This is a genomic window from Actinomadura sp. NPDC023710 (assembly GCF_040639875.1).
Lineage (GTDB): Bacteria > Actinomycetota > Actinomycetes > Streptosporangiales > Streptosporangiaceae > Spirillospora > Spirillospora citrea.
The window spans coordinates 1-22,363 of the sequence record NZ_JBFAGB010000069.1 but is presented as its reverse complement, the minus strand read 5'-3'; the positions used below and the strand labels follow the sequence as shown (position 1 = coordinate 22,363).

The following is a 22,363-nucleotide window of genomic DNA, read 5'->3' as shown; positions in this document are numbered from 1 at the left end:
GCCCGTATCCGCTCGCGCCGCCCCCATCCGGACCGCTGACGATGCCCACGCATCAAGGCTTTCCTCATCCACCAGCAGAGGGAAGAGCCCTGACGGAGTCGGCCTCGATCGAGAGCAGAGCCTGCGGGTGGCATCGGCCGGCGATCGGATCGTCGCTCGCACCGCCCCGCACGCGCCTCCGCTCGTCCGGACGGCCTCGGTGCCGTCAGCAGACCGGCATCGCGTACCAGCGCTCGTCGGCGACGACGCTCGGCGACCGCCGGGTCGCGTGGAGGCCGAGTTGGACCTTCCGCATCGCGGCGGCGAGGGCGCGGAACCGGTACAGGCAGCGGCGCAGGGACGGTGCGTTCCCGGCCCTCGCCGCCACCGCCGCGTCCTCGGCCGCGATCAGCAGCCGGTCGACCCGGCACGACAGCAGCCGCGCATAGGCTCCGCGGCGCGCGTCGGCCGCGACCGAGCCGAGCAGGACGCGGCCCGCGGCAGCCAGTTGCTCGAGGACCTCGTCCGTCGCCCCGCTGAACCTCCTGCGCCGTGCCGGCTCCCGGTGGCGTCGTCGCCAGCAGTTCCAGCCGGGCCAACGGCGTCAGGCATCGGCGGTGGCGCTCGCGCAGAGCGTCCCGCAGTTCCGTGGCGCCGGCCGATGGGCCGTCCGTACGCATCGGCGTTTCGAGACCCGCCATCTGTCCTCCACGTTTCCGGCGCCGGAACGCCCCGGTCACGTGGCGAGCGGCTCAGTACAGCGTCGTACCGGCGTCGCCGGGCGCGTAGGGCCGCGCGTCCGCAGCCGATGGGACCAAGTTCCTGCCGCCGCCCGCCCCACCCCAGGGAGCCGGCCGCGCGGCGAGGCACTCGGCCCCGTTCGGCGGATCGCCCGGTGGATCGCCGAAGTGCCGAGCGTCGGGCATCCCAGCGGCTTACAGTCCTGGGCGCTCCGAGAAGTCGTCAGGCCGTTGAGCAGGCTCGACCCCGATGACGCCGAACGCCTCGGCCGCACCATCGCCACTCCTTGCCACCGGGCCAAAGCGTTGAACGACGTCGCCAGTGCATTGGTGAACGCACAACCGGACCGTGCCCGGCGACTGTTCACCGACGCCGAACGCGCAGCCGAACACAACCTGACCTACATCCCGATACGAGAAGGGACGCTCCCGAGTACACCGGGGAACGGAACCGAGCGCTGGTGATGATCTGCTCGAGTCTCGCCCCCCTGGCCAACGATGACGCCGAACGCGTCGCCCGCACCATCGATGGCCGGGAATGGAAAGTGTCGGCGTTACGCGCGATCGCCGAGACCAGCATCGCATCGGATCCCCGCCGGGCTCGCCGGCTCCTCACCGAGGCCGAGCACCTCGCCCGTACCGGCGGCTTTCATCCCCCTTGACTACGTCCTGGGCGAGGTCGCCGGGACACGTGCGAGGCTCGACCGCCACACGGCCGAACGCATCGCCCGCGGGATCTCCGACGATTACGCGCAAGGGCGGGCACTGCGCGAGATCGTCAGGAACCCGGCCGGGGACGGACCCGCACCACGCCGAGGGCATCACCGCGCACATCACCAACCCAATCCGCCGAGCCCAGGCGATCACACTCATCGCCGCAGCGCTGGCCAAGACCGAACCCGGACGGGCCCGGCGCAGGCTGGCCGACGCCGCCGACCTCCTCCTCACCAGTGACACCCAACACCGTGGCTCCAAGCCCGGACACTCACAAAGATCGCGGCCGCGGCCGTGCAACCGGACCCGGCGCTGGCCCGCACATTGCTCACCGAGGCCGAACGCATTCTCCGCCCCCATCACCAGGCCGCCGTGCTCCTGGAAGGAGGACATGGCCGAGGCGATGGCCCGGCTGGATGGGCAGAGGCCGAGCGCATCGCTCATTCGATCGCCCAGCCACCCGTCCACCGCACGAACGCCCTGAGAAAATCGCCCAGGTCATCGTCGCCGACGACCCCGATCACGCCGAACGCATCGCCCCCGAACTCCCCCGACCTGATCACCAGTCAAGAGCGCTGGCAGGGATGGCCATGGCCCTCATCGAGCAAGCCACACCTGAAGCGCTCACTGCTTGACACAGACCAGACACTGGGCAAACGCCTTTCCGGCGATGCGGAACTCGTGCGGGATCGCCGTGAAGCAGTCGGCGACATCCGCCTCTACCCCCATCGGCGCCCTTTCGCCTGCTCGTCGATGAGAACTTGCAGGGCGTCATGGGCTGACCGCCGGAGCCGGAAACCGAACGAGCAGTCGGACACGTCCGCCCCAAAGACCGGTTCGAACACGATCTTTAGCGCGGCCTGCACGACCCGGTCCCGAACGGCCGGGATCGACAACGGCCGCCATTCGTTCCTGCCCCCCCCGGCTTGGGAATCAGAACCCGACGAGCGGGCAGCGGACGATATCGGCCTTCCCGAAGCTCAGCGGACACTTCCTCCAGGAGCCGGGCAACCCAGTACTCCTCAACTTCGGCCTGGGCGGTCCGGTCGATTCCCGGTGCGCCGTTGTTCGCGCCCACCGTCACCCACGCGCGTTGCAGGACGTCTCTGCACCCTTGTCCGTCAACGCGTGGAACCTGCGTCCGGGATCGGCCTTGGCCGCCCGGTAGAGCGCATGTTGCAAGGCTCGGACCGGATCACGCGGCACTGACGGCCGGCGCGATCCCGAAGCGGCGGCAATAGCCTGACCGGCACTCACCGGGCCTCCGGCCGGGCGGGAGACCGTCCCCGCCGCCTGACTCCCTCTCCCGCCGTTTGATCACCTCCCGGCCTCTCGCGGTGACCGTCCGGGCGTAGTTCTGCAGCAGTACCTTGCACTTGCCGAAAACTTCGTCCATGCCGGTCAGGCGAGACTGCCGCCGAGCAAGCCACGAAATCACCAACGGTCCATGGCGGCTCGTTGTCGGCTCGGCGGTTCTGAAACGAATCGGTATGCAGTGACATTGGACGACAGGGAAATCGGGCGGGATGCGGATAATTCAACATAAAATGCCACTGCACAACCCGTTCCGACACCACAATTTCGGACTTTTAATCCGTAGGTTCTGGGTTCGAGTCCCAGGCGGCCCACTCAACGCATCGCCTATGTGGCTTGCGGATACACGTCACGTTCACGCGGTGAGGGGCTACTCTTCCTTGTCTTGGGAGGACGCGGGGAGGACCGGAGGCCGGTCTTCCTCAGCCGGGATCTTTCTTGGCACCAGTGCTGCGGCGGCTTCTGCGGCTTCGCGGGCGACCTCGGGGAGGACGCTGGTGTAGGTGTCGGCGGTGATGGCGAGCGAGGAGTGTCGCAGCAGCGCCTGGACCAACTTCATGTCCGCGCCACCGGCGAGCATCAGCGTCGCGGCGCCATGGCGCAGATCATGCAGCCGAATGGGCGGCAGCCCGGCACCGTAGGCCAGCCGGGCGAACGCGTCCGTCACGTGATCGGGATGCAGTGCTGAGCCGTCCTCCCGCGTGAACACCTTTCCCGACTCCTGCCACGCCTGACCCCACTCTGCCCTGGCCTCGTCCTGCCGACGGTGGTGGGCTTCGAGCACGGTGACGGTGCCGGAGTCGAGCGGGATCGTGTCTTCGCCGGCGTCGGACTGGGGGTCGCCGTCCTCGATCTCCCGGTAGGTGATCTTCACGCGGTTCTCCCGGACGGTCAGCGACGCCGCGGCCAAGTCGAGGTCCGGCCACGCCAGTCCGCAGGCCTCCCCGCGTCGCAGGCCCCGGAACCCCATCAGGTGCAACAGCGGGTAGAGAGGGTGGTCTGCGGCGTGGTCGAGGAAGGTACCGGTCTGTTCGGGCGTCCATACCATCACCCGCGAAGGGCGCGGCAGCGACATCCAAATCTTGAACGCGTTGACCGTACGGCCGCTGGCCCGCTCTGCCGCCAGTTCCCGCTCGTAGGCCGTCTGCCATGCGGTGACGCGTTCGCCGGTCCACACCAGCGCCTTGGGCCGCTTGCCTGTTGGGAGCTTGGTCAGCTTCGCCACGTTCACTGCGGTCAGGCCTTGCCGTACCGCGTCCTCCAGAGCCGAACGAAGCGTCGCGCGGATGCGCTGCATGGTCGCTGCCCCGACCGTCCGGCGGTGCGGCGGAAGCCCGGCGAGCTCGGCGCGAGCGGCACGGTGTGCGGTCCTGTCCCCGGAGCGCCATGCCTGTCGGGCAGTCTCAAGCAATCGCCGGCGTTCCCCTGCCGCCCACAAGATGCGCTCGTTGTCGGCGTCGATCGCGGCGAACATCTCATTCACGTGTGAAACGCGTAGCTGGTCCAGTTCGATGTGGCCCAGGTGGGGTTTGAGATAGTAGTCGATGTGCTCGCCATAGGATTTGCGGGTACTGCGGCGCAGGCCACCGTGGCCGGCCAGCCACTCGTCGAGGTATTTACCAACCGTGTACCGCACGCCCGGATCCAAGCCGCGCAATGCCCGGCACCGCGCATCCTCAAGAGCGTTCTCAGCGTCCTCTTGCGTGGTGAACCCGCCCCGGCGGATCCGACGACGCTTGCCACCCGGACCAGCGTCGAGCTCCAGGTAGAAGTACCAGGTGCCGTGCCGGGGATTCCATGTGCCGTCCTCGTGACGCAACTGCAGACAGCGGGAAGCAAGTTCCTTTCCGCCCGCGCCACGGCATTTACACCTCTTGTACGTCGACCCCTTCATCGAAACCCGAGGCTATATACCAGGTCGCGAGCCGTCCTAGCACCTTTGCATCTATGGGCAGGCTACGGCTCCACGTGATTGCTCCCCCGCCGGGCGCGAGGAGGTCTGCGCATTCCTGCCCAGAACGGCGAACTCTGGCCACCGGGCCCCGCCCATTATTTGCCGCCATTTCAGGAACGCATCAGTTCGCATTCGGGACTGACGTGCCTCCGGCAGACCGAGCCACGAGGGTGTCCGCCAAAGGCATCGCCACCCCAGCGGCTCCTGAGCCGGGGTGTGGGCGCCGTGGATTTCGGCCAGGTTGCTGAACTCGTTCACGATGCCCACGACGCTGCGATCGAACCGGCGCGAACGCCTTCCCAAGTTGATCACGGCCAATTCAGATGAGGTGTCCGTGACACCGGGGAAGCTCATGCCCTGGACTATGCGTCGAGGGGTCCAAGGCGAGGCGTGATGGCGACCCAGCAGACCAAGTGGACGTCGTCCGAGGTGATGGGCGGAAGGGGTTGTGGTGCGCGCTGGCGTACTAGGCCGAGGCGGTCGGCGAGGTCCACGACTTGGTCGACTCGATCCTGAGGGCTGCCCGGTTGGTTCATGGTGTCGCGGACGGCCCGGAGGATGCGGGGGCTGTAGGGGGCTTGGAGGCGTTCGACGAGTTCGTCTTGCTGGTCGCCTAGGTGCGCGCCGTGTTGATGCACGAGTTCCGCGGCGTCCCGCATGACCTTGGGGACCGGGCGTTGGAGATTGGCGGGGTCGGTGTTGTGCATCCAGGCGTCGACGATGTGGGCCTTGGCAACCGTCCAGGCGTTGATGGCGGTCTGGTAGACCGCGTCGGGAAGTTCGGCCGGGGTGTCGGGGCTGCCTGGGTCGGCTGCGGTCAGGCATGCCAAGGTGTCGTCGATGACGATGGGTGACCCGTCATCGTCGGGTTCGATGGTCAGGTCGGGGGTGAGCGGGACGTAGCGGAACCAGGGTTTGGGGTGGTCGCCGATGCGTGCGCAGAAGACCAGCCCAGGCTGAGCACTGGTGCGAACGAAACCGGAGCCGCTGCCCCAGGCCAGTTCGAGGACCTTTCGGCGGGTTAGGGGGTTGTTCAGGTTGGCGGCGAGCTGGCGTCGGTACTCCTCACCGGACAATGCGGAGGCACCGCCTTCTTCGAGGAGGGTGGCGTCTTCGCGGCGGAGCCGGTCGATCTCGGTTCGGGTCTCGGTGATGCTGACCTCGCGGCCGGTGTAGCCGGGAAGGACCTCGCCCACTCCAGTTGCCGCGGCGGCCTGTTTGAGTTTGCGTTGGAGTTTGTCCTGCAGGCCTAGCAGGCTCTCCAGGTGCCGGTCCGGGAAGAAGCAGCGCAGGTACACCTCGCGGTGGTGGGAGCCGATCCGGTCGATGCGTCCGTGCCGTTGGACCAGCCGCATCGGGTTCCAGGGCAGGTCGTAGTTGATGATGTGGCGGGCCTGCTGGAGGTTGACGCCCTCGGCGAGGACATCGGTGGCGATGATGAGGTCGTAGCGGTCCTGTTCGCCGTCGCCGCCGGCGGTGCGGGGGGCGAATCCGGCGATGACTTCGGCGCGTCCATGCCGGTCGGGACCTGAGGCGGTGGCGAGCCTGGAGCGGTAGCACGCCAACCGGGGGTCGGTCTCGATCGCGGTCTGGAGTTGGCCGTGGATGTGTTCGACCGTGTCGGAGTAGTAGGAGAACACAAGGATCTTGCGTTTGTCCCGCTCGTCGTCTTCGGTGATGGCCTCCTCGGCGGCCTGCTGGGCGATGGCGGCGAGTTCCTCAATCAGCGCGATGATCTTGGTGTCGGCGCTGGCGTGGTGTTGCTGGACCTGGTGGTGGAAGGATTTCAGCAGGTCATGGTCGGCTTGGATGGCTCGGCGTAGCGCGGTCACGTCGTAATCGGCGGCGTCTTGGACACCGGCAAGTGTTTCGTCTTGCAGAGATTCGAGGAAGGCGTCCATCTCGTCGCTGTCGGAGGCCGACCATTCCCGCAGCGCGTCGCCGGTCAACACCTTGCCTTGCTCCAGCGCGGACAGGAACTGTTCGTGGCTGGCGATCATCTTCTCCACGGTGCGCTGGAAGGCGTACGCCGAGGACTCGAAGCGTTTCAGCAGTGCTGAGCGCAGCAGGCCGGCGTTCTGCTGCTCGAACTGTTCCTCGGTGTCACTGTCGAGCCGGAACCTGGAAGGCACGTATCGGGCCAGGCTGAGGACCTCGCTGGGCGCGGTCAGGTTCACCGCCGATTCCGGGTCGTCGTCGGAGTGGGCGCCGAGTGCGGTGGCGAGCTGGTCGAACAGGCCCGGTAGCGCCTCCTCCAGGTCGTAGTCGACCCGACGGACGCGCGGCGTCGGGAAGCTGATCTGACGGGTGACACCATTGATGACGACGCGGTCGCCGGAGTAGTGGTGGCGGACGAATCGGCGGGTACGCCGCACCGCGACCCGGTCGATCACATCGAACAGGTGCTCGGGCGACAGTTCGTCCGGGTGCACGGCCATGGCCCGGTCGAAGTAGCCCTTCAACGACGGGATCCCCGAGTCGGCGAACGCGGCGTCGTTGGTCACGAAGTAGGAGATCAGGTTGTAAAGGTCGTACAGGCTGTTGTTGACCGGTGTGGCGGTCAACAACATCAACCTCTTGGGCACCGCTCCCTCGGTGAGGGCCCGCAGCGCTTCGGCCCGCCGTGTGGAGGCATTGCGCAGTGCGTGTGCTTCGTCGATGACGATCAGCGCGTAATCGTCCAGCGGCTGAAGTGACGAGCCCACCCGCCCAGTGTCCGCCACCCCCGAAACGAGCTCGTCATACGACACGACATCGGCTGGTAGGTTCTTCTCCCTCAAGAACGGCCGCCATGTCGAGTCCCGCAGCGTCGCCGGAGCGACCACCAGCGCCTTCTGCCGATTGATGATCACGGCCTCGTGGAGGATCTCACCGGCGATGTAGGTCTTGCCCAGGCCGACCTCATCGGCGACGATCACGCCGTTGAGGCGGTCCATGATCCGTTGCGCCCGCCAGACGCCATCGGTTTGGAACTCGGTCAACCCAAGCTGTGGGCCACCGCGTGCTGCCGATTCGGCCTCCGCTTCCGCGCCGTACAGCTCGTACAGCATCCGCAGGAACACATCCCACGGCCGGTGCGGGTTCCACCGCGCCTCATACAGCGCAGCCAGGTCGAACGGGGTCGCGGCCTGCCACGCCTCTTCGAACCATTCACGGACGGCGGCGACGGTGTCCGGCTGGTACTGGCCGAGGTTGAGTTCCCTGTTACGTGACAGGCCAGCGGAGGTGAAGTTGCTGGACCCTGAGATCACCCCCGGCATTGCGGTCTCCACGATGAACGCCTTGCCGTGCAGGAATCCCGCCTGATAGTGGCGCACTTGCACCCTGCCGGATCGCAGCCATCGCACCAGCCGGCGGGCCGACGAATCGGCGGTGCGGGTGAAACCCAGAAGGTCACGGTCCCGTTCCAGGGCTCGCGCATGCCCCTCGAGCGCCTGCCGTATCCGGTCCCGTGATGCCTGACGCCCCACTCCTTCGGCCAGTGGCCGTTCCCGTTGCTGTGATTCTTCTGGTTCGGCGCCTAGCAACAACCGCACCGATCCCGCCTGCTCCAACTCATCTGCGAGCAGCATGAAGCCGCCCGGGTTGAAGTAGGCCGACGCAATCGCGATCAGCGGTGGCTCGACCAGGTTCTGCCGCATCCCGGCAAGCAACACATTGATCGCATCAGCGACCGTCTGCCCTTGTTCGGGATGATTGGTGGCGAACGTCGACCTGAAGTCCCGCCAAGGGGTAGCGGTCATGCCGTCTCCGCCACCGAATGGGGCGCCCAACGGCCGTATTGGTGCAGGGCCGCCGCCCGCCGGTCGTGGTCGTCCCAGCCGCGGTGGAAGGTGGCGAAGATGTGTTCTAGGTCGGCTTGGCTCAGGCCGTACAGGTGGGCGACCACGGCGTCGAGTTCGGCGATGAGGCTGTCACGTTCGACCAGGTCAGCCACTGAGGCGACGGGAACCTCTGCTTCGGCGGCCCAGTCGGCGTATCTGTGGTCGACCGCCGCGAGCCTACCGGCGATGTGAACCACCCGCTGGCACAGCGCGGCGTCCGGGTCGAATTGCGGCATCGGTGCGGCCCGCATGAACTCGACGGTCACATGAGACTCCACCATTTGCCGGGCGAACCAATCGAAGGGAATGGCGGAGATGACGCCCAGGACGTAGGCCTGTTGCTTGGCCCCTCCATCCCGCCAGAAAAGGTAGAAGGCCTGGTGGGTGAGGATGGTCTGCGGTGGCACGAGAGCGGCCACGATGGTGCGGCTGTCGGTGGCCCGGGCCACATCCCGCCAGGCGATCCTGGGAGCCATGCACGGCAGCGTGTTCGGATCGGCCGCCCACGTCGTTGGCATCCGGTAGAAGGCTGACCGCCTCGTTCGGACCTGGTTGGTGCGACGGGCTTGAAGAACGTCGGTGATGTGTGCGGGGTCTGCCCACGCGTATACGGTTCCCGTTTCGGGATTCCATCGTTCGAAGGATTCGCCCTTATAGACCGGCCATCGGCCCGGGGCATGCTCGAACCGGAAGTGGTGCTTGTCGTCGGTGGCATTGAGTTCGCGAAGCCCCCGGACGTGCCAGGCCGGGCCCCGCCGGTCAAGCCGGGGGTGTCCCCGGATGGTGAGGAAGACTCGGAGGGCATCGGCGTTGGGCAGCAGGGGGACCGCTGCCGGTTCCGACCAGCCCAGTAAGGCGTCGACCGGCAGTTCGTCGGCGGGGTTCACCGTTCCGGCATGGAAGCTGGCAAGGTCGTGGAAGGGGCCGCGCAGCGGGAGTTGTCGTCCCGGTTCCGGTGAACGGTCTACGCGCAGGGCGACCAACCCGATGGTGTACTGCGGATGGACGTCATCGAACACCCACCGGCCCGTGTTGGTGAGCGTGGTGAGGTCGGTGACCGTTCCCTCGCGGAGGACGACTTGACGCCAATCGGCCATTCCGCTGGCTTCGAGTGCCTTGCGGGGAAGCACCACCCCGATACGGCCGCCGTCGCGGGTCAGGTGCCACATGCGCCACGCGAACGCCTTGTACAGGTCGGGCCTGCCGGCTGTCAGACCCGGGTACGGCCCTTTCGCCAGAGCTGTCTTGACGAGTTGTATCGCGTCCGTCTGCCGACGGTATTCCTGCGCGAGGTCGGGCCGCTCGCGGCGGATGCGTTCCATCTCCTGGTTGGCTCGGGCCTGGCTCAGGCTCCGCAAGCCAGGGAAGTGCGGCGCGTAGAACGAATGCTCTTCGACCTGAAGTTTTTCCCACGGCGGGTTGCCGAGGATCACATCGAATCCGGGCCGGTCCCTCAGGAAGACTTCGGGGAACCTCGCTGGCATGTGGGCGACCAGCATCTCTTCCATCCGGGTGCGGATGTCAGTGCTGTTGCCTTTTGTAATCGCCTGGTCAGGGGTGGCGATATTGGTGAGGAACCCGAGGCGCACCGCGATGGCTGCGTTGAACAGGGCGATGGCGTCCGTGGCTTCCGAGAGCGCCTCGTTGTAGGCGCGGGCGGCCGCGTGCACCTCTTGCTTGGTGGCTTCCGCTGTGCGGGCCACACGCATCAGTCGGCTTCGTGCCGTTTCCAGGGCATCACGGATGGGCTCGTCGAAGATGCTGATGGTGGCGCTGCCAGTGTCCGCGTCCAGGACATCCAGCACTTCGTCGATGGTGCCGATGCCCGTCAGGCTGTTGCCCCGAACCAGTCCGTGGTCCAACGAGGACATAGGCAGCCCGGGTACGAAGGTGTGGATCCACACTGCCAACCGAGCCAGTTCGACCGCCATCAGGTTCAGGTCCAGGCCGTAGATGCATCGGCGGGCGACCTGGCGACGTAGGAGCGTGGACCACTCGATCTCCACGTTGCCCGCTTGGTCGCCGAGAGCGTCGCGGGCGGCGTTGCCCAGGCGGGTCAACTCGTCATGGACTGCGGGGATGGGGTGCTCGGCCACGAAAGAGGTGAATCGGATGGCGATCCGGTCGATTGCGGCGACCAGGAAGTGTCCCGACCCCATGGACAGGTCCGCGACCCGGAAGTCAAAGAAGGCGTCGGCCGCTGCGGCTTCGTCACCGGCGTCCAAGAGGGCACGGACTCTGTCCAGGTGGTCGGCGAGCGCAGGCTCCAGCGCATGGTCCAGCAGGTGGTCCACGGCGAACGGCTTGGTGAAGTAGGAGCCGGTCGACTTGCGCAAGCCCGACTTGTTGTGTGGGTACACCTGTCCGGCGGAAACCTCGACGGTGTCACCGTCTCCAGCAGGCAGGTACTTGCCCTTGGCGTCGATCGTGAGCGCTGTCGGGGCCAGTGACAGCGATGACTCCAGAAGCCCCTCGTAGATGGTGCCGAACTCCCGCACGGACAGCGACCGGAAGTCCACCGGCCCTTGCGTGCCGTCCTCACCGCTGTCCACCAGCAGCGCCCGCAGCGCGGGCCCGAATTCCGCATCCGTCAGTCGGAGGCCGGTCAGTGCGGCACCGGACGGATTGCGTTGCGGATCATGGGAGAACAGACCACCGTTGTAGGCGGGAACGTCCCATCCGCGGTTGCCTTCATCGACTGCACGCCACACAGTGAGGATGTCGTCCCATAACGATGTTGCGGCTGGATCGAACCGCGGGTCGGGTTCGGCTGCGAACTCCTGGGCCAGCGTCTTGACCGCGTGGCGGCTATAGCGGGGGTTGCGCCCGTAAGGCAGCAGGTCGCGGTCCTCGGCGTAGGCAAGGAACAGCAGCCGGAAAAGGATGAGCAAGGTGCGGTGGTAGGCCTCCTCCAACTCGTCCTCGGAGGTGGCGCCCATCCGGCCGGCGATCGCGACCGCCAAGCCCGGAACGACGTCGCGGTAAATCCGTTCCCGCAGGCGGGTCCCCAGGTCGGCGGCGAAGTTCGCCGACGCTGACAGGATCTGGTCGATGGTGCCACCGGGCTGTAGCGCTGCCGGGGAGAAGAACAACTGCAGGTACCCGGCGTCCTCCGGCGATAGAAGCGCCAGATCCAGCTCGGCATAAGTCTCGCTCGGGCTCTTCCGGCCAACCCCGATATCGGGCTCGGCCGGGTGAATGCGGATCTGGCTACCCCGCAACACGATCACCCACCGGATGTTCTCGCGTTCGGCCAGCCATCTAGCGTGCGCGACGGGCGACTGCAAGCCGAAGCGGGCGCCCGGCCGATCAAACAACTCGCTCTCGTCCAGCAGAACAGCTATCGCCCGCGATGTCCCCTCGTCCGTGAGCAGGAGCGCGTCCGAGCCGCGCGACACACTGGAATGGCCGAGCGCCCGGATCAACTCCAATCCGGTCATTCCAAGAAGCGGCGTGGCCGCCTGGCATGCCTGCGGCCAGTCAGCTCGCTGCGGTACTCCTTGGCGCAGTTCGTGGGTGGCGAACAGTCCTCGGTTCACTAACCCAGGTGTGAGCTGGTCCTTGATGCCGGCCAACAGCCGTTCCAACGTTCGTGCTGCAGCATGCCGGTTCGGTTCGGCAAGGGCTACGGCACAGATCTGCTCAACACGGTCGGCGTCCAGTCGTGGGATGACCGCAGGGTCTCCGGTGACGCCACATACAGTCGCTTCAATCCCGTTGAGAGCCGGATACAAGACGGCTAGCAGCACCGGCGAGGGCCGGTTGCCGTGACGCAGTCTCCACAACCGCCGAACATCGCCCGCCCTTGGCGGCCCGCTGGAGTACGCGACCGCGATCTCCAGTGCCGAGTCGCCGTGGCCGAGCAGAACCTTCTCGGCGGTCAGCGCGACCGGACCACTGTGTGGTTTGAGCCAGGACAACGAGCCGGCGTCAACATCCTCCAAGAACCGTTCAGCGCGCCCTGCCGCGTCCGCCACGCCCACTCCCCTTGCTCGCGCTGCCAGGTGCGCCGCATCATGTACCACTCGAAAGCAAAAAAGAAGACGTAACCCACATAAGGACAACAGGTGGACAAAACACCGCCCATAATCTAGTGGTACATTTCGGTCCTTCCAAGACATCAAAAGGGGACGGGAGCGGGCGTAGTGGCCTGGCCGATGTCGGTCATTATGTCGCTCTCTTGGTTTGGAATGTCGGTTGCGAATTCGCGCTGGGTACATCCGGGCTGACGGGTGATGGCGGCACAGCTGGCGGAGGTCTAATGGCCAAGCGTGGTGGGATGTGGGCAGATCTACAGCGCGAGCGTGCGCGTCGGCAACGGCTCCAGCAGCGACTGGAGCGATCCCACCGGCAGGCAGCCGATCGGGCCCGCCGCGAACGAGACAAGGCCCGCCGCGAAGCCGAGCGGAGGGCCGCAGCCAACGATCGTGAGCGTAAGAGGCTCTACATCGAACAGCGGCAGGCCGAGGCCGAGGAGATGGGCGTCGATCTCGACGCCCGCGTCCACGAGCTCGAGAACCTGTTGGCCCTGGGCCTCAACGATCAGCCTCCGCCAACCTTCGTCTCCTTCAAACGAGACATCGAGCCCCCTCCGTTTGATCCACAGGGTTTGGACCAGCCCATCCCCGAGCCGAGCTTCGCTGACGTGGCGCCTCTACCGCCAGGAGCCTTGGGACGACTGCTCGGCAAGGGGGCGCGATACGAACGCGAGCTTGAGGCCGCACACCAGCAACATGAACGACGCCGCTCGCAGCATGCCCAGGCGGAAGCCGACCGGCGGAGGCGACTCGCGGACCTGCGGGCCGCACACGAAGGCCGCGTCAGGGAGGCCGCCGAGCAGGTCCGACGACACAACGCCGAAGTCGAGCAGTTCGAGCGCGATTTCTATGCCGGCGACCCAGAGGCCGTGGCCCAATACTTCACTCTGGTCCTGGATGCGGTCACCTACCCTGAGGGATTTCCTCACCGGTCGCGCATCCTCTACCGGCCAGAGCCCAAGGAACTGGTCATCGACTACGAGCTTCCTGCCCAGAGCGTAATTCCCGTCGAACGGTCCTACAAGTACACCCAGAAGCGGGATGCCATCGATCCAATCGGTCGACCAGCCAGGGAGATCAAGGAACGATACGCCTCGGTCATCGCCCAGGTGGCCTTGCGCACGCTGCACCACGTCTTCGCCGTCAACGTCTCCGACATCGTTGCGGCTGCCACCTTCGGTGGCTACGTCCAAGCCAAGGACAAGGCCACCGGCCAACCGATCAGGCCCTATTTGATCAGCGTCAGCGCGACCAGGGAAGCCTTCGATGAGCTGGTCCTGGGCGATCTGGATCCCGTCGCCTGTGTCAAGCAGAAACTTGGGGCGCTCGTCTCCCCGCACCCGTACGACCTGGAGGCTGTCAAGCCCATGGTCGATTTCGAGAACCTGCTCAAGCAATTCGCATTCGTTGAGGGCATGGACGCGGCCGCCGGGCTGGACAGCCGTCCAGACCTGATCGACATGACCCCGGTCGAGTTCGAGCACCTGGTGCGGCAGCTCTTCGAGGCCATGGGCATGAAGTCATGGGTCACCCAGGCGTCCAAGGACGACGGCGTTGATGGCGTTGCCACAAACGAGGACCCCATCTTCGGCGGACTGTGCATCATCCAAGCCAAGCGTTACCGTAAGGCCGTCGGCGTCGACGCCATCCGCGAACTCGCGGGGACGATGGAGGACAAGCACGCCACCAAGGGCATCATGGTGGCCACCTCGTGGGTCACCAAGGGCGGGCACGAGCACGCCCACCGGCACGGCCGAATGCAGATCATCGAACACGAAGAATTGAAATACCTCCTCAAGGAACACCTCGGGCTCGACGTGCTCATCAGCCTACCCAAGCCACCTCCGAGGGGTCGCAAGTGAAAGGTGAAGACCTCCGCATTTCCAAATTTCCAAGCGACGTCAAAGGCTGAGCCGCCCGGAAATTTCCCGCCAGTGAGGCTGTTCCTGACCGTGGAGACAGCCACCTTGATAATGAGCACCATCAGTTCGCGACCACCCATGTCGGCTCGTTGTCGGCTCGGCGGTTCCGAAACGGATCGGCACACGGCGGCATTGCATGGCATGATAATTGGGCTCGATGCGTACGCTTTTAATCCGTAGGTTGTGGGTTCGAGTCCCACGCGACTCATCACGCCTGACCAGCACAAACGTCGTCTCGGGCGGTCTTGGCCGCTCCGACCTGGGGCCACACTGAGGCCGTCCTGAGTCCCAGGCGTTCCGGGCACACCGGACAGCCGCCCGACCTCCCCCCCGGGCGACGGCTCACCTCCCCGCCGGGCATGACTGATCACCGCATCGACCCTGGGTTGGGCGACACGCAAGGTTTATTCAATTGACCCTTCAAAGGTCGTCGACAAGGGACGAGGGAGCCAAGAGGTTCTAGAAGTGCGCAGTCACGCCCTGACGCCGGTGTTCAGCGTCGCTGCGGGCGACCTATCTGGCGTGCGGGATGGGCCGACGAAGCTCCGGCTCGCGATGCCTTCTTCCCGCCGCGGCGAAGCTTCTTACGACTGGGTGCTCGGCGGCGGGTCCGATTGGTGCCCGGCATCACACCTCGCGCTTTCAATACGTGGGCGGCGGTCTTCTCCGCAGCACAGTGCGCGACCTCGGGCAGGACGGAGGTGTAGGTGTCGGCGGTCAGCACGATACTGGAATGGCCGAGCATGTCCTGTACCACCTTCAGCTCCACTCCCGCCGCCAGGGCGAGCGTGGCCGCACAATGGCGCAGGTCGTGCAGCCGGATCGGCGGCAACCCGTGCTCGGCGATCAGCATGCGGAAGAAACAGCTGAGCCGGTCCGGCGCCAGGGGATCATCACTGGGGCGGGTGAAGACGTAACCGCTGTCCCGATAGCCCTCCCCCGCTTGCTCACGTTCGCTCCGCTGGAGACTGCGGTGAGCACGCAGGGCCGAGACCGTCGTGCGGTCCAAGGCGATGACGCGGGCACTCGAGGCGGTCTTGGGCGGGCACGCCATCAGATGCCCTTGATGCTGCTGGATCTGCTGCGAGATCACCGCAACGCCTTCCTCCAGGTCGACGTCGCACCAGCGCAGCCCTGCTGCTTCCCCACGCCGCAACCCGCGCAGCGCGATGAGATGGTAGGCGGCGTAGAGGCGGTGGTTGCGGGTGGCGTCGAGGAACTCAGCGGTCTGCGCGACCGTCCACACCGCGACCGGCGGGCGTTCTCCGGTCCGCTGCCAATGCTTCACGCGCTCCGTGGTCCACACGACCGCACGCGGACGCCGGGCCGTTGGCAACTCCATCCGCGCGGCTGGATTGTCGGAGATCAGGCCCTGGCGGAGCGCGGCGTTGAGCGCGGTACGCAGCGTCGCCCGGATCCGGTTCAGGGTAGCCGCCGTCAACGACCTTCCTTGCCTCTCGTGTTCGCGGGCGATCCGCGCGAACATCGCCTGCAAGTACGAGACCGACAACTCGGCCAGCACCACCGTGCCCAGGTACGAAGCGAGGTAGAGATGGACGTGGCTCGCGTACCCGCTGACGGTGGTTGCTGCGCCTGTTCGAGTGGCCAACCAGTGGGTCAACCACTCCCCCACCGTAACCAGCCCATGGCCCGAATCTGACGGCGTCCGGAGCTGGGCCAGGCCCTCCTCAGCCGTCTTGCGGATCGTGAAGCCGCCGCGGCGGACCCGCCGGCGACGGCCATCAGGGCCGACCGGCAGCTCGAGCCGCAGGTACCAGCTCCCGTGCCGCTTACCGGCCGCCATTGCCGGGCAACGGTCGCCCCACGCCTTCTCCGTCCGAGGATCCACGCACCCGCACCGTCGGTAGATCCTGCCAGCACTCTTGGTAATCGCCATGCACGGTTCGTACACCAGGCAGAGCTAGATCGTTGCGAGCTTTCGTCCCCGTCCTCAACAGAACAGACGTACCAGAACGAGTGATCGGATGCTGTTCCCCTTGCCGGCAACGACAACGCCGACTTGAAGGGCTTCACGGATTCCGATCAGGCGGCTGACCACTGTGATGCGCCATGCTGCTTACGTCGCCCGTTGCCGGGGTCAGCACGAGCTACGCTCATCCTCACGAGGGGCATCGCAGGAGCCCGCATACCGGAGGCGCCACACAGTCGAGCATGCACACGGTTTCAGAACGGCGGTACGTCAGTGGGCCTGTCAACCCGAAGGTGCTCGGTCCGGAAGGGCCTGGGCCGTTGGAGAATCACCACGGCGTCCTTGACGCGGCAGAGGTCGATGAGGTGCCAGGCCAGAATGCTGCTGTCAACAGGCTCTTGCTGTTCGAGGAGAGCGACGGCCTCCTCGGTGCGTCCAGCGTCAACCAGCAGATTGGCGACGGCCCAGGCCGTGTACCAGGCGCCGCCGTCGGGGTGCGCCATCGCCAGCCCGATCGCCTCCCGCGGCGACCGCCGCGCCCGGGATCTGCCCCGCGACTGATCAAGCCCGGCGCCTTAAGCCCGCCAGAAACTACGGCCCCCACCTGCACGGACGTAGTTTCCGGCAAGCGCAGTGTTGCGGTGCGAGACCACAACGTCCCACTGCTTCTGGGGACGGTAGTAGCCAGGCAACTCTAAGCGATGCCCCTTAGCAACTCTGATATCGGCTGGCGTATATCCTGCTTCCAGGAAGAACATGGCCAGCAAGGCAGCGATTCCGACGAAGTGCTTGCCACCTCGAACCGATCCGGCAGTCCCCGCTCCGACGGCATCTTTGATAGCGGAGAGGTTTTCCTGGGTCTGCTTGCCCGTCCAGTAGGAGGCGATGGCGTCTTCAAAGTCCTGGCGAGTGACGGGCAAGGCTGCTCTCCTCAGTCGGGCAGCTCCGTGAGTCCGTACGCACGCAAGGCAGCCGCAGTGGCGGCCTGAGGATCGCGATTATCGAAGGCCTCACGGAGGGTGGCGCAGATATCTTCGTCCAGCTCTGAAGGGTCGGGTACTCGGATCTTGCGGAGGTACTGTGCTTGGAACCGGAGGGTTCCGCCGCGCATCTTGACTGCGTAGGCCTCAACGAATGCCTCGGCGACTTTGGACAAGAGCAAGCCGCCGAGGACCCTGAGGTCCCACGAGTCAGAGATCACAAAGTATAGATTATGATGTGGATAATGTCCGCCTTGGTCGAGCACGGGATGAATCGTTAGCTTCATGTCCGGCAGGAGCAGCTTAGGGCTGCCAGTGAGCTTGTGGTCGACCTTGTCGATGGTCTTGTACCAGCGGCTTGGCTGCTTCGTCGCAATGTGCCGCTTACGCAGCGTTGCTCCATGGCGTGCGAGATACGCGCGCAAGCGGGGGTAATCGTCAAGTTCGACCAGGCGACCCTGTTCGTTCCATGGGTTGACCAGGTAGGCGCCATGCCATGCGAATGTTCCGCTCTTGGTGTCGCGGACCATCGCCATCGGCAGCAAGCGATCGCGTTCAACTAGCTCGGGGTTGTCAGTTACGAAGACCTTGTCCGCCCCGGTTGCGACCCCGATACCCACTCGAGTGCCGGTCGTCTCGTCCTGCAGTGGTCGGAAGCGGTCGCTGAGGTCTTCCAGCATCGCCAGCCGGGCCGGTGATGCCGCTGGCCAAGAGTCTTCACCCGGAAACCAGTGCGGCAGTCGGGCTGCGTGGAAGGATGGGGCATCCAGCCGCGGAGTGTCCCCCTTCTTGGACCAGGCCAGCAGGTCCCGCGCTTCGGCAGACCCGAAGCTGCGCTTGGTGTCAGCGGCTATCGCCTCCCCCTGGGGGCGATTGCTGATGATCGTGACAGCGGGGTAGGCGGAAACCTGAGCCTCAAACGCGTCGACATCATGCATGATCAGCGATAGATCCATGCTGAATCGGCGGCTCACCATCTGACGCAGGCCACGACCGTACTGGTTGCGCATCCAGCGGTCCGCGCAGATGAACCCGAGCTTGCCATCGGGCTTCAGGCTGCGCAGGCCGACCTCGTAGAAGCCGATGTAGATGTCAGCGCGACCACCCATTGTGGGGCAGGCCTCTCGGTAGGCGGCCATGCGGAGTTCTGGCACGTCTTCCAAGCGGATGTAGGGAGGGTTGCCGACCACGAAATCGGCCCGGGCTCCTGTCGTGCTCTCCAGAATGTAGTCACTGGTCTTCACCCAGCCGGGCACGACCTTGTCTACCTCGGCCTTGCCCCAGCCCTCGTGGGCGAGGCGCTCGGCGACCAGAGCGCGAGTGTGCTGAACATTCCGCGGAAATAGATCGAAGGCCGCGATGGCTGAGGCTGCCTCGGACAGCGCGCGCCCGCGCTTCCTGCATGAAGCACTCAGCCGTTCCACGATCGGCTCTAGGAAAGCTCCTTCGCCGCAGGCGGGCTCCACGATGCTCAGTGCTGCGAGATCTCTGTCGGGGGTATAGCCGACCAGGTCCAGGATGAGCTCGACGACCCAGCGGCGGGTGAAGACCTCTCCGGTCTCAACGGCTTCTGCTGGCACCTGCGGTAGCGAGGCGGTATAGGTTCCGAAGAGGGTCTCAGCAGTCACCGGCCCAAGGTACCGGTTGCAGCGACCCCACCCAGGTCATTCAGGTGGCGAGCCGCTGGAACGCCTCCTGCCTGGCCTTGGCTGCAGCACATCAGGGCCACGGCACTGGGTGGGTGTCGCTACCACCCACTGCGCGACCGATCGGCTCGCACTGCCAGGCCCTGTCGTTGCACTGGGTGAAGAGGGGGCTGATGGCCTCAATGGTGCCGATCCCGATCCCGAACCGGCCCGTGGCGGACGGATCGGCCTTCTTCGTGCTCGCGGACGGCAGCGCGATCACCAGGATGTCGCGCAGGCGGACAGGGTCGCCGTCGTGGGAGTACCAGAGCTCCCCGTCGCCGATCATGACGCGGACCTCCGAGGCAGCGACATCGTCGGCGTTCTGAACGGCCTCCGACAGGAACTGCAGCCGATCGCCGGAGATCAGCTCGCCATTGCTCCGCTGGGTCTCCAACGACTCAAGGACCACCTCTGGGGCGCTGTCGCGCAACCGTTTGCCCAGCAGGTTCACCGCGATGCGCGCGTCCGCCTGCGTGAGGGGTTCCTCGTACAGATCGTCGCCATGGTCGAGCCTGGACCCCATTACGAAGTCGACGGCCCGCGCCATCCTTCCGGCTGGGTCCGGCGTCACGGTGGTCCCCAGGGAGGTCGTCATCGCCCCAAAATCTCAGATCGGCGCGCCCGGGAAGACCGCTTCGGGCAGATCGCGGCCGCTGCGCGATCCGCAACGCTTCACAAGGTCAGGCGACAGCTCGGCAAGCAGGTCCACACCTCGGTCACCTCCCGGTGCGCGTTCGCCACCCCGACACCGAACACCGCCGCCAAGCCGGCGAAGGTCTCGTTGCGGCGCAGATGCACCAGCAGCAGCGCTTGACAGCCGGGGGGCAGCCGCCGCCAATGTGACTCGACCTGGAGTCGATGCCCGCGGGTGAGGTCGGCCACGAACGTGCCGGCCGAACGGGAGAGACGTTACGGCTGCCGGAGCCGGCGGCAGGTCGCCGTTGGAGAGCCGCCGGTCGTCGGCGCCGTTTGGTGCCGGACACCTTCCACACGGTCCACAGCACATGCATGGCGGTCTTTCTCAGCGGCGGTCAGCACGATGCTGGAATGCCCGAGCATCTCCTGCACCACCTTCGACTTCACACCGGCGGCCAGCGCCAGCGTGGCCGCGCCGGGCTGGACGTCAGCCCCTGAGGACGACGATCAGCAGCGCGCCGACCGCGCACGCCGCCCCGACCGCGGTCGCGATCTTCGGGTCCCGGTAGGCCGCCACAGCGACCACTATCAGGATGAACACCATCAGCACTGCATCTGTGCTGATGGACACATGTTCTGGCTGCTGCGTGCTCACCACTTCGGGACGTACGCTCGACATTGAGCTCGACCTCCATGCAGAGACTCGGGTTCGGACCAGACGGCTCCCTGCTCCAACAGGGGGCCGTCGCCGTTTCCGGCAGGGCCCGCTGAGCCATCGCTGCTAAGCGTCACACACTCATCCCACGAGCGACGCGTCATGCGTCGTACATCACACGGACACGCGAGGCCCCATATCTGTACCGGTGACGTACGAAGGGTTGGCAGAGCGTAGCCGCAGGTCAGAAGCCTTTCGATAACAACATTGTTGCCTCTAGCTTGTCTGCAAGATTCAGGGTGAGCCATGGCTGGCGGCCACCCCATCGACCCCCTCCGGGGCTCCCGCTGAGGTGAGAAGGTCGCGACAGAGTTGGCGAGCAGTGTCCACGTGCTCGGGCTGCAGGTCGCATGCACGGACGACATCACCGAGCGTGGCCAGGTCCCTACCGTATGCCTGCGCCGAGGAGATCAGGCGTTCGACCGCAGGACCGAGGAACGCTCTAGACCCGCATGGTCCAGGAATCGCGACGTGGACGCCGCGACCAACGCAGCCGCGAAGGTCTACGGAATCGACCCCGTGATGTACGAGCTGACCGGTAGTGTGGTCGACCGTGGTGAGTGAGAGACAGGTACTGCCTCTGCTAGTCAACTGGTGGACCGCGAAGAGCGAGTCCGTTGCGAAACTTGCTGCTCAGGGCAAGGCGGGAACCGGGGCGCAGGCTCGCGATGCGAAGCACATGCAGTCTCTCGCGGCATTTGTGCGACAGATGTTCGTAGACGCTGGCCTCGGCGAGGACGAGGTCACGACGGACACCGTAATTCCGGGCTACTTCCGCCGGTCGAAGAATTGGGACGTGGTGGCGAGACACAAGGGCCACTTGGTGGGCGTCGTGGAACTCAAGTCACAGGAAAAGAGCCCGAGCAACAACGCGAACAACCGCATTGAAGAGGCCATCGGGAGCGCCTTTGATGCGAGGACCGTGCAGGACATCAGCGAGGCCTTCGGAAAGCTCGGAGTCTGGGCCGCGTGGTGCATGACGTTCAACCGCGACTGCGAACCCACCCGGCGCAACGGCGTCACCTCGAAGCACTTTCCGCTCGACCCGGCGTTCGTTCCCTTCACCTATGCAGGTCAGTACGGCACGGCCATCGAGCGGTTCATCGCACAGAACGTCTATCAGGCCGGCTGGATGGTCAGGACATGGGTGAATGACGACAGCACCGTCGGCTACGACGAGCCGATCCCGACTGCCACGGCCGAGACACTGACGACGCAGATCGAAATGCGTGTGAAGTTCGCACTCCAGGCGCTCCGCAACGAGTAGGGGGATGCGGGACGAATCCCTGATGAGCAAAGCCGAGTCCGAGAACCAGATACTCCTGTCGGTGCCGAATATTCGGCCACCTATGCGTGTCGGTGCCGGAAACTCAGCCTTAGCCGTTGAGTTGGGGTTTGACGGTTCGCCGGACACGATCACGACATACCATTCACCCTCAGAGTCGTGGCTCTACGGTTCCTGTATCTGGCCCTCATCCGGCTCGCCGGCTGGCTCGTTCTGCTTGGCCGGTCGGACCGGTCGAAGGACATCGAGATCCTCGTGCTGCGTCACCAACTGGCGGTGCTGCAGCGGCAGATCTCCCGGCCACACCTCTCCTGGGCGGTGCGGGTGCCGAAAATGCCATCCACGCAGGTGAGAGCACATGCGGCCGGTGATCAAGCAGCGGGTGCAGTCCCTACCGGTTGTTCAGCTCCAAACGGCAGCGTTAGTGGTGCTTGCCCCGGCATGATGGCTGGCTGTGCTGTTGCGATTGGCGTTGCACTTGCCGAAAATTACGTCCGCGCAGGTCAAGCTGCATGTTCGTACTCGTTGAGGATTCCGCCCAGCCGTTGCGTTCTTCGGATGTTCAGGTGGGTGATCTGGTTCGGTTCGGTGATCGGTGGAGGCAGCGGCTTCAAGGGGCGGGCGTTAGCGATGCCCTGGTGAGGC

14 protein-coding genes, 1 tRNA gene and 1 pseudogene are annotated in these 22,363 nt (G+C 65.7%); 5 read left to right on the top strand and 11 right to left on the bottom strand.

The window, feature by feature from the left end; translation table 11 throughout:
- Positions 1–205: 205 nt before the first annotated feature.
- Positions 206–367 carry a hypothetical protein gene (locus AB0H37_RS42640; protein WP_360618355.1) on the bottom strand — a complete coding sequence of 54 codons (162 nt, stop codon included), beginning with the start codon at positions 365–367 and terminating at the stop codon, positions 206–208.
- A gap of 583 nt (positions 368–950) precedes the next feature.
- Here AB0H37_RS42640 and AB0H37_RS42635 point away from each other — a divergent pair.
- The 3 genes from AB0H37_RS42635 (at position 951) to AB0H37_RS42625 (ending at position 3,061) form a co-directional block, all read left to right on the top strand.
- Positions 951–1,184, top strand: coding sequence for a hypothetical protein (locus AB0H37_RS42635; RefSeq protein ID WP_360618353.1), 234 nt, complete (start codon positions 951–953; stop codon positions 1,182–1,184).
- Positions 1,181–1,381: a hypothetical protein gene (locus AB0H37_RS42630; protein ID WP_360618352.1), complete on the top strand. Its 201-nt coding sequence runs from the start codon at positions 1,181–1,183 to the stop codon at positions 1,379–1,381. Before AB0H37_RS42635 ends, AB0H37_RS42630 begins: the two co-directional genes overlap by 4 nt.
- A gap of 1,563 nt (positions 1,382–2,944) precedes the next feature.
- Positions 2,945–3,061: transfer RNA gene (locus AB0H37_RS42625), tRNA-Ser, on the top strand.
- Positions 3,062–3,117: 56 nt separating this feature from the next.
- On the opposite strand, the gene AB0H37_RS42620 is transcribed toward AB0H37_RS42625, so the two are convergent.
- The 3 genes from AB0H37_RS42620 to AB0H37_RS42610 all read right to left on the bottom strand — a co-directional run bounded on the left by AB0H37_RS42620 (position 3,118) and on the right by AB0H37_RS42610 (position 12,502).
- Positions 3,118–4,641: a tyrosine-type recombinase/integrase gene (locus tag AB0H37_RS42620; RefSeq protein WP_360618351.1), complete on the bottom strand. Its 1,524-nt coding sequence runs from the start codon at positions 4,639–4,641 to the stop codon at positions 3,118–3,120.
- A gap of 422 nt (positions 4,642–5,063) precedes the next feature.
- On the bottom strand, positions 5,064–8,444 hold the full coding sequence (locus AB0H37_RS42615; protein ID WP_360618349.1) for a helicase-related protein: 3,381 nt from the start codon (positions 8,442–8,444) through the stop codon (positions 5,064–5,066).
- Positions 8,441–12,502, bottom strand: coding sequence for a hypothetical protein (locus AB0H37_RS42610; RefSeq protein WP_360618348.1), 4,062 nt, complete (start codon positions 12,500–12,502; stop codon positions 8,441–8,443). The genes AB0H37_RS42615 and AB0H37_RS42610 overlap by 4 nt, the downstream gene beginning before the upstream one ends.
- 284 nt (positions 12,503–12,786) lie before the next feature.
- On the opposite strand from AB0H37_RS42610, the gene AB0H37_RS42605 reads away from it, so the two are divergent.
- Entirely contained in the window at positions 12,787–14,424 is a 1,638-nt protein-coding gene (locus AB0H37_RS42605) for a restriction endonuclease (RefSeq protein ID WP_360618346.1), read from the top strand.
- Positions 14,425–14,977: 553 nt separating this feature from the next.
- On the opposite strand, the gene AB0H37_RS42600 is transcribed toward AB0H37_RS42605, so the two are convergent.
- The 7 genes and pseudogenes from AB0H37_RS42600 to AB0H37_RS42570 form a co-directional block, all read right to left on the bottom strand.
- Positions 14,978–16,333 (bottom strand): tyrosine-type recombinase/integrase, encoded by a 1,356-nt coding sequence (locus AB0H37_RS42600; protein ID WP_360618344.1) that lies wholly within the window; start codon positions 16,331–16,333, stop codon positions 14,978–14,980.
- Between the two features lie 335 nt (positions 16,334–16,668).
- Complete coding sequence (locus AB0H37_RS42595) at positions 16,669–16,917, bottom strand: hypothetical protein (RefSeq protein WP_360618342.1); 249 nt, start codon at positions 16,915–16,917, stop codon at positions 16,669–16,671.
- Between the two features lie 72 nt (positions 16,918–16,989).
- Positions 16,990–17,334: a PaeR7I family type II restriction endonuclease gene (locus tag AB0H37_RS42590; RefSeq protein WP_360618340.1), complete on the bottom strand. Its 345-nt coding sequence runs from the start codon at positions 17,332–17,334 to the stop codon at positions 16,990–16,992.
- Between the two features lie 11 nt (positions 17,335–17,345).
- Positions 17,346–19,022, bottom strand: a complete 1,677-nt coding sequence (locus AB0H37_RS42585; protein ID WP_360618338.1) for an Eco57I restriction-modification methylase domain-containing protein — start codon at positions 19,020–19,022, stop codon at positions 17,346–17,348.
- 91 nt (positions 19,023–19,113) lie between these two features.
- A complete protein-coding gene (locus tag AB0H37_RS42580) occupies positions 19,114–19,677 on the bottom strand; it encodes a hypothetical protein (RefSeq protein WP_360618336.1) in 564 nt (187 codons plus the stop codon).
- Positions 19,678–19,754: 77 nt separating this feature from the next.
- Positions 19,755–19,925 (bottom strand): annotated as a pseudogene (locus tag AB0H37_RS42575) (transposase family protein); the annotation flags it as partial.
- 280 nt (positions 19,926–20,205) lie between these two features.
- On the bottom strand, positions 20,206–20,397 hold the full coding sequence (locus AB0H37_RS42570) for a hypothetical protein (RefSeq protein WP_360618335.1): 192 nt from the start codon (positions 20,395–20,397) through the stop codon (positions 20,206–20,208).
- 589 nt (positions 20,398–20,986) lie between these two features.
- Between AB0H37_RS42570 and AB0H37_RS42565 the strand changes: the two genes are divergently transcribed.
- Positions 20,987–21,700, top strand: coding sequence for a PaeR7I family type II restriction endonuclease (locus AB0H37_RS42565; protein ID WP_360618334.1), 714 nt, complete (start codon positions 20,987–20,989; stop codon positions 21,698–21,700).
- The last annotated feature ends 663 nt before the right edge of the window (positions 21,701–22,363 follow it).

What these genes read in the sequence shown, in the direction of transcription:
- AB0H37_RS42570 (WP_360618335.1), bottom strand. Translation starts at nt 20,397, where the DNA reads ATGTCGAGCGTACGTCCCGAAGTGGTGAGCACGCAGCAGCCAGAACAT.
- AB0H37_RS42620 (WP_360618351.1), bottom strand. Translation starts at nt 4,641, where the DNA reads ATGAAGGGGTCGACGTACAAGAGGTGTAAATGCCGTGGCGCGGGCGGA.
- AB0H37_RS42580 (WP_360618336.1), bottom strand. Translation starts at nt 19,677, where the DNA reads ATGACGACCTCCCTGGGGACCACCGTGACGCCGGACCCAGCCGGAAGG.
- AB0H37_RS42615 (WP_360618349.1), bottom strand. Translation starts at nt 8,444, where the DNA reads ATGACCGCTACCCCTTGGCGGGACTTCAGGTCGACGTTCGCCACCAAT.
- AB0H37_RS42595 (WP_360618342.1), bottom strand. Translation starts at nt 16,917, where the DNA reads ATGGCGCACCCCGACGGCGGCGCCTGGTACACGGCCTGGGCCGTCGCC.
- AB0H37_RS42605 (WP_360618346.1), top strand. Translation starts at nt 12,787, where the DNA reads ATGGCCAAGCGTGGTGGGATGTGGGCAGATCTACAGCGCGAGCGTGCG.